The following is an 11083-nucleotide window of genomic DNA, read 5'->3' on the forward strand; positions in this document are numbered from 1 at the left end:
TTATTTAGATCTTCTCAATAATAATAAAACTGCTATTGCTATTATAACTACTACAATGCCAATAAATCCATATAATATTATGCCTTTTGTTGTAGGCGATATTGAGGTTGAGGGAGGCGTTGTAGAGGGGGTCGATGTAGAAGAATTTGAGGTAATAGTAGATGTTGAGGTAATAGTTGTAGTAGAAGTAGTTGTGATATTTTGAATTGAATATTCTATTTCAATGTTTCCAGGATATAGACTTATTGTATTTCCATTAATGCCCTGTATTGTTGCATTTGTGTAAATTATAACAGCGTTGCTAGGTAAAATCAGATTTGTGTATGAAGGCAAGTCTATGTCTAGGAAAAATGTTTCACCTTTTTGCATTGCAGCGTTAAAAGAAATAAATGACAAGTTAACTATACTATTATTTTCAACCAAAACGCTAACATTATTTCTATTAATTGTAACTGGTAAGCTTGTATTGCCGCTAACAGCTTCATATGCAGATATATTTCCAGGTATGTTTATAGTCACAACTGTTGGGGCATTAGTAACATTTACTATAAAATAGCCGCTTAGATCACCATACTCATCAATGTACAGTTGGCTATATTGGTATGATTGATAAGCATGTCCAACTAAAGGCATTAAAAAGATAATAAAAATTAATGAAAGAAGTATTGGTACTTTAATATTCATTATTAACACCGTTATGAATTAACCGTATTTGTTGAATTGCTTAAAACAGTTATTTGGGTTGCATTTACCTCATATATAGCATAGTATTTTCCAGTTATAATACCGTTTATTTTTACGACTTCATTTGGATATATGGTTCCATTTATTTGCGTTGACTTGGAAACATTTATTATCATCAATTGCCACATGTGCTCGGTTACAGGCATAAACATCATATTATTTCCTATTGATATTATATGACCAACTATTAAATAGCTGTTTGATGATAGGTTCCAAATAACAAAGCCTTCTATTTCAACGCTTTTACCAATTATTATAGTGTTATTTATTAATTTAAGCACCATATAGTCCAGTTTATATATTCTATTTGAAATTGGTATGAGCATGTTTGCCATACCTGATGTATTAGATAAGTATTGTTGAGCCTGTATATCATTTTGAATTGATTCGTTTATGAGTTTTAATGCCCCAGTATCATTACCTATATACCATTCCTTAATGGAGAATTTGGTCTCATTTATTGACTCTTCCATAAGACTTATTGCATTATTTATGTTTTGGTTGTTTGTCCTAGCAGACACCATATTTAAAGACCTGTTTATAGCCTCTAGATTGATTAAAATTCCCCATAGCTCTTTATTTCTGCCAGATAAATTGAAAACAAATGAAATCTTTTGATTTGCTATGAAGTTTTCCAAATTGTTTAAAGCAATTAGTATGTGGGCGTATGTGTTAACGCTTATATTAGTTGAATTAATTTCTTTTTCAACAAGACTTAAAACTGGTGTTACATTAACGTTATAACTGAACTCTGATGTAACATTCCCCATCTCTGACTCAAACATTTTATTCATATTATTAATTTCGTTTTTAATTTTGTTCTTTATAAAGTGGGAAACTCTTTGTTTGGCTACATCTGAAATCTTTACTGATGCCTGCATAAGTTCTTGCTTTATCTCTGAAAGAGTTTTAGCCGCTTGGCTTACATTTCCTTCATTTAAATATAATAAAGATTGATTTATTTGAGATAATATCATGTTTTTATATGTTTCATTAAATAATTTGCTCTTGCTAACAAAGTTCTCTATTAGCTTTAATTGTACCTTAATACCTTCAGCCTGTAAAACAGGCGTTACTGTTTCTTTTTTACTTTCCATTTGCTTTGCCAATACCTTCATAGCTAAATGTAAATATATTTGTGCTTGTGTATAGTTGCCTTCATTATATGATGATAGAGCTAATTGATAGTATTTTTGAGCCAATGTAACATTTATACCATTGTTTTTAGCAAAGTTAATTGCTTTACTAGTTATATTTAATAGAATTAATGTTGAGTTTTGGTTTTCTGCATTTCCATTATTACTTGAAGGCTGAGCATTTACAAAGGGAAAGATTATAGCCCCTATTACCATCAAAGTCAATAGCAAAGAGGCAATCTTTATGCCAAATCCTTTCACTTTTTATCACCCATCTTAGATTATGTAATTTAAGCTATATTAGGGAACCTCTGGGAAGCGTAGGGAATGCGTAGGGAATAAATTGCTTAAGTTTTTAAATTTAAATTTAAATAATAAATATGGTGGAAAAATGAGCAAAAAGAGATCAATATCAGAAATAGTTGCTGTCGTTATGTTAATAATTGTAGCTATATCAGCCTCTTTACTGTTATATGTTTGGCTGAATGGCTTAATAGGGTCAATGCACTATAATGATCCAGCACTATATGTAAAAATTGAAATTAGTTCAGCTAACATAACACATAGAAACAATAATTATATAGCTTACGCTTATGTGCAAAATCTAGGATCTCAAACGTCTATAAGCAGCGTTGCAGTTTTATACTATAATAACTCATTAATATTCTTTAATAATACACCATCTGGGGACTTAAATATAAACCCTAAAAGCGTTGGGCTTGTATATGCATCAAACAATACTAAAATTTATGTTAATCCAGGCACTCCTGTGATTATAGAGGTTATAACTACTAACGGAGTTAAAGCAACTTACCAAACAAATTGGCCGTAAATAGTAAATTACCCTGCCCTTGCAAGCAGGGTCTCTACTGTTATTAAATGAAATCTTTAAGGAAAATTTATGTTATTTCTATTTAAGCTAAGAATTTTGAATATGCATAAAGCAAGAGGGCAGCTTCGGCAACACTACCGATCTTACCTTTAACCCCTTTTATATAATACGGCTCTCCAAGAGAAATTTCAGAAGGAGAAAATGATGAGTCTGATCCATTAAATACAAGCATTAGATCATTGTTAACCGGGGGGTTAACAATATCTATCTCATCTTTTGAATTCTCTTTATCTATTAATATTACCTTTTTTGGATTGTAGAGATCTATTACATCTTTTAAATCAGGTAAAACAACAACTCCTTTGTTTTCCTTTAAGGATATCTTAAATACCTCAGCAACACCGTTTTGAGCTGCACCTCCATATGCTTTTGTTATGATTATGTTTTTGTAACCAAAACCAAAGCTAAGCCTAGCCATGTCTATAAGTTTTTGTACACTGCTAATATTATGAATTACCGGAATTATTTTTACCTCCATTTCTTCTCCCAAATATAAAAAATCGTTTCAAAATAAAAGCTCATAATATAATGTAAGATTTAAATTTTAATCTAATAAAAATTTAAGAGGTGTAAAATTATGAGCGAAAAAGTTGAAAAAAACCACATGGATTATGCATATGACCTAGACATAGCAATAAAGCCTGAAACCAATGTGCCCAAATTGGAGAGAGAATTTGGCTATTATATAGGCATTGGCATACCTCTGTTTAGTTTAGGGGGCGGTTATTTAAGGTCTTCATTATATCAAATACTAACTAATTTCCATGCAAGGAGGGGTTATTATATTGCTGAAACCCCGTTAATAAGCAGCACTTCACTTTTTGAAGTATCAGGCCACATGGGGTATTACAAGCAAAACATGTATGTCTTTCACCTAGAAGATAAAGATTATGCTGTCAAACCAATGAATTGTCCTTTCCATTTAATGATATTCTTGAATGAACTTGGCAAATATAGGGGTAAAATACAGCTACCTTTTAAGGTATTTGAGTTAGGAAGGGTTCATAGGTTAGAGCCAAGTGGGAGCGTTTTTGGACTTTTAAGGGCAAGGGCTTTTACCCAAGATGATGCCCATATAATAACCCCTGAAAAAGATGCTGTAAAAGTTGTTACTGATGTGTTTGATGAAATGATAACCATATATTCCAAACTTTTTAAGATAAAAGTTTCACCAGAGACCATAAAAATAAGATTGAGCGTATCTGATAGAAGCAAAATAGGAACCGAATTTATGGGAAGTCTAGATGAATGGGAAAAGGCTGAGGAATTTTTGGAAAAGGCTGCAGAAAAAATTGGTAAAGATTATGGAATCTCATTTATAAAAGGTATTGGGGAAGCAGCATTTTATGGACCTAAAATTGATGTTATAGTAAAAATGGAAGATAACAAGGAATGGCAACTAGGAACTATACAGTTTGATTTTAACTTAGCTAGGAGATTTAAGATTTATGATATGGTAAAAGAAGTATTTGGAGATATAAACGTTTATGTTATACATAGAGCTTTGCTTGGATCTATTGAGAGATTCTTAGGAGTTTATTTAGATAACTATAAAGGTAGGTTGCCATTTTCCATATCACCTCTACAATTCGCAGTATTAGCAATTAAGGCTGGAGATGAAAGTGATGAAAAAGTTGAAGATATAGCTAAAGGTATACATAAAGAGCTTATTAAAAACGGCTTTAGATCTGGATATAAAGAGACTAGCAGAACTAGCTTATCAGGAGATGTTAGACAAATAGAGACTACTGCAAAGCCTCCAATAATAATTTATGTTGGTAAAAAAGAAGTTGAAAGCAAAAAGATAACTGTATCTGTTTATGATGGGAAAAGGGTTGAAAAGAAAGTTGAAATTGATAAAATAGATGAAAATATTGATAAGATTGTTAATGATTTGGAAAAAGATGTATTAAATATATCTGGTAATATACCTAAAATACCTGGTGATTTAAGTTATTTAATATAAAAAGATATTAATCAAAATAAAAATAATGGATTGATATTTTAAGTTTTTACGGCCATGTTGTCTGATATGTCGCCTGAACTCCATTTGATGTTACGACTTCAACAATAATAGGAGTACCATGTAGACTACTCTGTGATAACCCAAATAATACTGCCGTTACATTAGCAATACTATTGGGTGGTATAGTTACTGAACCTTTCGATAGAATACCGCTATTATAATAAAAAACTGTACCATTATTTAATGTTGAGCCACTAGTAGCATTTATAATATAAATAGATGATATTGTAACACTCGTAGAACCTGTATTTTGTACATATGCCGTTATATTAGGAATTTCTTTTATATTACTAGATATTTTTGGTGCTACATTAAATGCGACAGATGCTATGCTAATTCTTTCAGTTAAGGCAGGATTTGATGAATGTACTGAACCAACTAATCCGCTTAGCCACAAATAAATCAATACTGCAGCAGCTATAGCAATTAAAATAAGCATAACAACTGCTACTATATCAGATATTGCCTTATTACTTCTTTTCATACTTAAACCTTTAATCGTATATTTCATGATATACGAACACCTCTTTTACACACCTCTTTTATTCTCTATTCTTTAATTTTTTCTATAATATATTTAAACTTAACTCCGTAATAATACAAAAAATATGAGAACAACTTAATAATTGTTAAGAAGTTTTAAAATTGAATTTTAGGCAAGAAAATAATAGATTGCTATAGCAATTACTAATAAATTAAAATACCTATAAGTGTTTTATAATCTTATTATTTTTTCTAAACAATACTGTTCTTTGACTTTTTACATTTTTATATTAATTTTTAATTTAGGTTGAACTCTGACTTAAATAAATTTTTAATTTAATGATTTCCTAGTAATCCAGGTAACTGAGATGGAAGAGAATAAGGCTAAAATTAATGAAACAAAGTGGGATCCGTCTTTAGAACTATTAATATTAAATGAGTGGGAGAAAAAGAAAAAAGATAATAAAATTGATGAAGCATCAAACAAAATAATAGTTATAGATACACCTCCTCCATATGCAAGTGGAAAATGGCATGTTGGAGGAGCTGCTCATTACTCTCAAATAGACATGATTTCAAGATATTATAGGTTAAAAGGGTTCCAAGTAATTTCTCCTTTTTATGCTGATAGAAATGGTTTACCTGTTGAAGTTCAAGTGGAAAAAATTTATAACATAAGAGCAAGAGATATGGCATCTACTCCTGAAGGGAGAAAAAAATTTTTGGATTTATGTAAAGGCTATTTAGATAATGCAGAAAAAGACATAGTTAACGTTTGGAAGAGGCTTGGATGCAGTTTCGACTATTGGAAAGATGGAACTGATAGCGAAAAATATAGAAAGATGACCCAAAAGACCTTTATAGAATTGTTTAAAAAAGGTTTAATTTATGAAGATGAAAGACCTGTAAGATGGTGCCCTAGATGTGGGACTACATTAGCTGAGGCTGAAATTGAATATCAGGAAGAAGAAGGTTACCTTTATTATATAAACTTTAAAATAAAGGGAGAAGAAAAATATGTTACAGTTGCAACAACAAGGCCTGAACTTTTAGCATCTTGCGCTGCATTAATTTATAACCCAAAGGATGAAAGGTATAAAGAGTTAAGAGGAAAGAAAGCTATATCGCCATTATATGATGTAGAAATGGAAATAATTGAGCATCCGAGCGTTGATATGGATTTTGGAACTGGATTAATGATGGTCTGTTCTTATGGCGATGAAAATGATATAAGGCTTTTCAAAGAGCTTAACTTAAAGCCTAAGGTATTAATAAGCCCTATAGGAACTATGCTAGAAAATTCAGCTTTCTTATCAGGTCTAACCGTTATGGATGCAAGAAAGAAAATAGTAGAAGAACTTGAAAAGAAAAAAGTTTTAGTTAAAAAGGAAAAAATCAAACATACTATACCGGTTTGTTGGAGATGTAAAACACCATTGCAGATAATAAACAGAAAAGAATTCTTCTTAAAACAACTTCCATTTAAAGGAGAACTTAAAGAAATTATAAACAAAATTGATATAAGACCTGAAATGCATAAGAAAAAGCTTTTTGATTGGATAGACAGCATATCTATGGACTGGCCCATATCAAGGGATAGATATTATGGAACAGAAATACCTGCTTGGAGATGCACGAATTGTAACTCAATTCTAACACCTGAGCCAGGTAAATACTATAGGCCATGGTTAGATGATGTTCCATTTGATAGATGCCCAGTTTGTAATGCTCCCAAAGAAAAAATAGTTGGAGAAAAAAGAGTTTTTGACACTTGGTTTGACTCAAGCATATCAGTATTATATGTAACAAAATGGGATGAAAACAAAGAATTTTTTGAAAAGGCCATAGAAAACACACTAAGACCACAAGGAGAAGATATAATAAGATCTTGGTTATACTATTCATTATTAAGAGTTTATCAACTAACCAATAGGCCTGCCTTCAAGTACATAAGGATAACTGGAATGGGATTAGATCCTAAAGGAAGACCGATGCATAAATCATTAGGCAACGTCATTGATCCCGATCCCATAGTAAGCAAATATGGAGCTGATGCTTTTAGGTATTGGGCTGCAATATCTGCAAGACTTGGCTATGACTATAGATTTGATGAGAAAAAAGTTATAACCGGGAGAAATTTTGCAACGAAAATATGGAATTTATCTAGATTTATTTCTTCATTCCCATATGAAGATTCTAATTATACTAATTATACAGAAACTGAAAGAGCTTTCTTTGCTCTAACCCAAGATTATATAGAAAGAATTGATAAAGGTTACCAATCCTTAGACACGTTCGAACCTATTAGCCTATTGTATGAATTAATTTGGGATGTGTTTGCATCAAATTATGTTGAATTAGTTAAGAACAGAGCATATAATAGAGAGAAAGAATTTAATGAAGAAGAGCAGAAATCATCTTGGAAAGGCTTACATGAAATCTTTAGATCATCATTAATTATGCTATCCCCTATAATGCCATTTGTTACGTATTACTCTTACAAAATGCTTTATAATAAAGATATAATGGAAGAAAGAGTTCCTGAACCTATGTTTAATAAAGAAGAAAAAGAAAAATTAATGAAAAAAGCTTTAGATATAATAGAAATAAACAAGGAAGTTTGGACCTATAAGAAATCCCATAATATAAGCCTTAACAAGCCAATTGAAGGTAAATTAATTATTTTTGATGAAAGCTTATCAGATTTCATAAACGATTTAAAGGCATTACACAAAACAGATTTTATTATAAATAAAAATCCAGAAGGAGAAAAAATTGGAGAAAAGCTATATTTGTTAACAAGATAAACTCATTGCTAAAGATCACCCGAATTCATTAGACAATATAAAATACTAACAAGCTATTTCTACATGGATAAGAATTAATAGGGATTTAGGTGAAGTAAATGGAGCTCTACGATTTAATAGTTGTTGGAGGAGGTCCCGGAGGTTATCCTGCAGCTATAAGGGCCTCACAATTAGGCTTAAGGGTAGCCTTAATAGAAAAGAACAAGCTTGGAGGGGAATGCACAAATTATGGATGTATACCTACAAAGGCATTAATAAAATCATCTCTTGAAGGTAAGAGCTTTTCATCAGCTATTGAAGAAGCTATAAATGCCTCTGATAAGGTAAGAGAAGGCATTTCATATCTTTTAAAAAACAATAAAATAGATGTTTTTTATTCGCATGCGAACATTAAAGAAAATTATGATAACTTTATTGAGGAAAACAACGGATTAAGATCGAAAAAATTAATAATAGCAACGGGCTCAGAGCCTTCAGATCTACCTAATATAAAAGCTGATGGCCAAATAATTCATAATAATAGAACAATTCTTAGCCTAAAAGAATTACCTTCCCGCATTTTAATAGTTGGAGCAGGCTATGTTGGAGTAGAGTATGCAAATGCTTTTTCTTCTCTAGGCTCTCAAGTAACTCTAATAGAAGTTATGCCTAAAATACTTCCTAATATAGATGCTGATATATCAAGACTTGCTGAAAGGGCTTTAAAGAGTAAAGGGGTTAAGATATTAAAAAACACAACAATAAAAGAAATTAAAGAAAAAAGAGAAAAATATGTTATAGTAAATATAAATAATGAAAACATGGAATTCGATTCTGTTTTCATATCAGTAGGAAGGAAAACTTTACTACCAAACATAAAAGTTGAAACTGATGAAAAGGGTTTTGTAAAAGTTGATAAATATTTGAGAACTTCTAACCCAAATATTTTCTCTTCAGGAGATGTAACTGGGAATCCAATGCTTGCCCACAAAGCATTTGCTCAAGGAGTTGCTGCCGCAGAGGGCGTTTCAGGAAACCTTAAAGAAATAGACTATAGCATTATACCTAGCGTTATTTTCTCAAAGCCTGAAATATTTTCAGTTGGCTACACATTAACTCAAGCTAATTCTTTAGGGATTCAAGCTAAAGAAACTAAATTACCATTAGGTGGGCTTGCAAGGTCTGTTATAGAAAAAGAAGAGATAGGTTTAATAAAAATAGTCTATGATTCTTCTAATAGAATAATAGGTGTCCATGCAATATCAACATTTGCATCTGAGCTAGCTCTTTCAGCAACTCTTGCAGTTAAGTTAAAAGCAACTCTTGAGGATCTGTCATTTAGCATGCCTCCTCACCCTACTATGTCTGAAGCATTAAAAGAAGTTGCAGAACTCGCATTGAATAGACCAATACACTACGTTAAAGTTTAAAAAGGGATTTAGTAAAAATTCAATACGTCTCATTTATATAAACCTAATTACAGGTTCTAACAATTATAAAATTAGTAGAGGTTGGGAGAATTGATTACAGTAGTAGGTGGAGCAGGAAAGGTTGGGGCAACAACTGGTGCTTTTCTTTTAATGAGAGATGTTGATGATGTAGTATTAATTGATATTTTAAAGGATAAGCCTCAAGGCGAAGCATTGGATTTAGGCCATATGGCTGCAGCCATAGGGTCTAGCAGGAAAGTTATAGGATCAAATGATTATAAAGACATGGCAGGTTCAGATATTGTTATAATTACAGCAGGCTTCCCAAGAAAAGCTGGACAGACGAGAGAAGAGCTGTTAGCAATAAATGCAAAAGTAATGGCAGAAGTATCTGATGCTATTAAAGAATATTCGCCGAAAGCAAAGGTTTTAGTTTTAACAAACCCAAGCGATGCAATGACATACGTAGTTTATAAGAGGCTAAAAGCCCCAAGAAACCAAGTTATTGGTTTTAGTGGATTATTAGATGCTCCAAGATTATCTTATTATGCATCCCAAAAATTAGGTATTAGTCCAGCTTCAATTTTGCCAATTGTTTTAGGTATGCATGGAGAAAACATGTTCCCAGTACCAAGACTATCTATGGTTGGAGGAGTTCCATTAAGCGAACTAATGACAAAGGATCAAATTGATGAAATAGTTAAGAAGACAGTTGGAGCAGGTGCTGAAGTAATTAAATTAAGAGGCTATAGCAGCAACTGGGCTCCAGCAGCTGGGTTAACACTAATGGCAGAAGCAATTAAAAACGATCAGAAGAGAGCAATAATTGCAAGCGTTATTTTACAAGGAGAATATGGAGTTAACGATGTTGTTGCAGAAGTCCCAGTTATATTAGGGAAGAATGGAGTTGAGAAAGTATTAGAAGTCCCACTCAATAACGAAGAACGCCAAGGATTTATGAAGAGTATTGAAGCTGTTAAAAACTTGTTAAGCGCTTTGCCTCCTGAATATAAGTAAAACACAATAATAACTACTATTTTTTATTATAAAGAAACTATTTTTTATAAGAAAAAGTTAAAAACTTTCTATGCATAATACTTATGGATGATTAAAATGAAAGAACAAGATATAGACGACCGAATGAAAGACGTGCTAGAAAAACTTAGCGAAAAAGAACTTAGAATGACACCTCAAAGAATACTTATATCAAAAACTATATTAGCTATGGTTAAAAATCATTCATCATTAAAGGAAATATATGATGAAACACAAAAAGTTTTACCTAGGGTGGGTATATCAACAGTTTATAATACAATAAAGATGTTGGAGTCTTTAAAAATAATAGATACATTTGATATAGACGGGAAAATGAGGATAGACCAAACATTCCCCCATATAAATATTTATTGCAGGAATAAAGATAGCATTATAGATGTTGATGGTCAAGCTATTGAAGAAATTAAACAGGTTTTATCCAAATATGGAATTAATGTTGATGTAAAAAAGATATTAATAGATGGTAAATGCAACAATTATTAGCAATAAATATATTTAATTTTTATTGCAACTATTCCTATGGGGAAAGT

10 protein-coding genes are annotated in these 11083 nt (G+C 31.5%); 6 read left to right on the forward strand and 4 right to left on the reverse strand.

Annotated elements, in window-relative coordinates; translation table 11 throughout:
• Positions 1-684 (reverse strand): hypothetical protein, encoded by a 684-nt coding sequence (locus tag ACP5GV_RS02300; RefSeq protein WP_428069214.1) that lies wholly within the window; start codon positions 682-684, stop codon positions 1-3.
• Between the two features lie 11 nt (positions 685-695).
• A complete protein-coding gene (locus ACP5GV_RS02305; protein WP_428069213.1) occupies positions 696-2141 on the reverse strand; it encodes a hypothetical protein in 1446 nt (481 codons plus the stop codon).
• 130 nt (positions 2142-2271) lie between these two features.
• Here ACP5GV_RS02305 and ACP5GV_RS02310 point away from each other — a divergent pair, with 130 nt between their 5' ends.
• A complete protein-coding gene (locus ACP5GV_RS02310; RefSeq protein ID WP_428102026.1) occupies positions 2272-2712 on the forward strand; it encodes a hypothetical protein in 441 nt (146 codons plus the stop codon).
• Between the two features lie 82 nt (positions 2713-2794).
• Here ACP5GV_RS02310 and ACP5GV_RS02315 read toward each other — a convergent pair whose 3' ends face one another.
• A complete protein-coding gene (locus ACP5GV_RS02315; protein ID WP_428069209.1) occupies positions 2795-3250 on the reverse strand; it encodes a RecB-family nuclease in 456 nt (151 codons plus the stop codon).
• A gap of 99 nt (positions 3251-3349) precedes the next feature.
• Here ACP5GV_RS02315 and ACP5GV_RS02320 point away from each other — a divergent pair, with 99 nt between their 5' ends.
• A complete protein-coding gene (locus ACP5GV_RS02320; RefSeq protein WP_428069207.1) occupies positions 3350-4738 on the forward strand; it encodes an aminoacyl--tRNA ligase-related protein in 1389 nt (462 codons plus the stop codon).
• A 46-nt stretch (positions 4739-4784) separates the two neighbouring features.
• Here the strand turns inward: ACP5GV_RS02320 and ACP5GV_RS02325 are convergent, their stop codons facing one another.
• Positions 4785-5309, reverse strand: coding sequence for an archaellin/type IV pilin N-terminal domain-containing protein (locus tag ACP5GV_RS02325; RefSeq protein WP_428102028.1), 525 nt, complete (start codon positions 5307-5309; stop codon positions 4785-4787).
• A 340-nt stretch (positions 5310-5649) separates the two neighbouring features.
• Here ACP5GV_RS02325 and ACP5GV_RS02330 point away from each other — a divergent pair, with 340 nt between their 5' ends.
• From ACP5GV_RS02330 to ACP5GV_RS02345, 4 genes are all read left to right on the forward strand, one after another.
• The gene (locus ACP5GV_RS02330; RefSeq protein ID WP_428069494.1) at positions 5650-8088 is read left to right on the forward strand and encodes a valine--tRNA ligase; all 2439 of its coding nucleotides are present in this window, start codon (positions 5650-5652) and stop codon (positions 8086-8088) included.
• Positions 8089-8186: 98 nt separating this feature from the next.
• On the forward strand, positions 8187-9497 hold the full coding sequence (gene lpdA / locus ACP5GV_RS02335; RefSeq protein ID WP_428069496.1) for a dihydrolipoyl dehydrogenase family protein: 1311 nt from the start codon (positions 8187-8189) through the stop codon (positions 9495-9497).
• A 90-nt stretch (positions 9498-9587) separates the two neighbouring features.
• A complete protein-coding gene (locus ACP5GV_RS02340; RefSeq protein WP_292319469.1) occupies positions 9588-10514 on the forward strand; it encodes a malate dehydrogenase in 927 nt (308 codons plus the stop codon).
• 96 nt (positions 10515-10610) lie between these two features.
• The gene (locus ACP5GV_RS02345; protein ID WP_428102030.1) at positions 10611-11036 is read left to right on the forward strand and encodes a Fur family transcriptional regulator; all 426 of its coding nucleotides are present in this window, start codon (positions 10611-10613) and stop codon (positions 11034-11036) included.
• The last annotated feature ends 47 nt before the right edge of the window (positions 11037-11083 follow it).

Source organism: Caldisphaera sp., from assembly GCF_049974385.1.
Classification (GTDB): Archaea; Thermoproteota; Thermoprotei_A; order Sulfolobales; family Acidilobaceae; genus Caldisphaera.

Bases quoted from the DNA above. Each gene is read 5' to 3' on its own strand.
- ACP5GV_RS02310 (WP_428102026.1), top strand. From the start codon at position 2,272: ATGAGCAAAAAGAGATCAATATCAGAAATAGTTGCTGTCGTTATGTTA.
- ACP5GV_RS02345 (WP_428102030.1), top strand. From the start codon at position 10,611: ATGAAAGAACAAGATATAGACGACCGAATGAAAGACGTGCTAGAAAAA.
- ACP5GV_RS02300 (WP_428069214.1), bottom strand. From the start codon at position 684: ATGAATATTAAAGTACCAATACTTCTTTCATTAATTTTTATTATCTTT.
- ACP5GV_RS02325 (WP_428102028.1), bottom strand. From the start codon at position 5,309: ATGAAATATACGATTAAAGGTTTAAGTATGAAAAGAAGTAATAAGGCA.
- lpdA (WP_428069496.1), top strand. From the start codon at position 8,187: ATGGAGCTCTACGATTTAATAGTTGTTGGAGGAGGTCCCGGAGGTTAT.
- ACP5GV_RS02315 (WP_428069209.1), bottom strand. From the start codon at position 3,250: ATGGAGGTAAAAATAATTCCGGTAATTCATAATATTAGCAGTGTACAA.
- ACP5GV_RS02330 (WP_428069494.1), top strand. From the start codon at position 5,650: ATGGAAGAGAATAAGGCTAAAATTAATGAAACAAAGTGGGATCCGTCT.
- ACP5GV_RS02320 (WP_428069207.1), top strand. From the start codon at position 3,350: ATGAGCGAAAAAGTTGAAAAAAACCACATGGATTATGCATATGACCTA.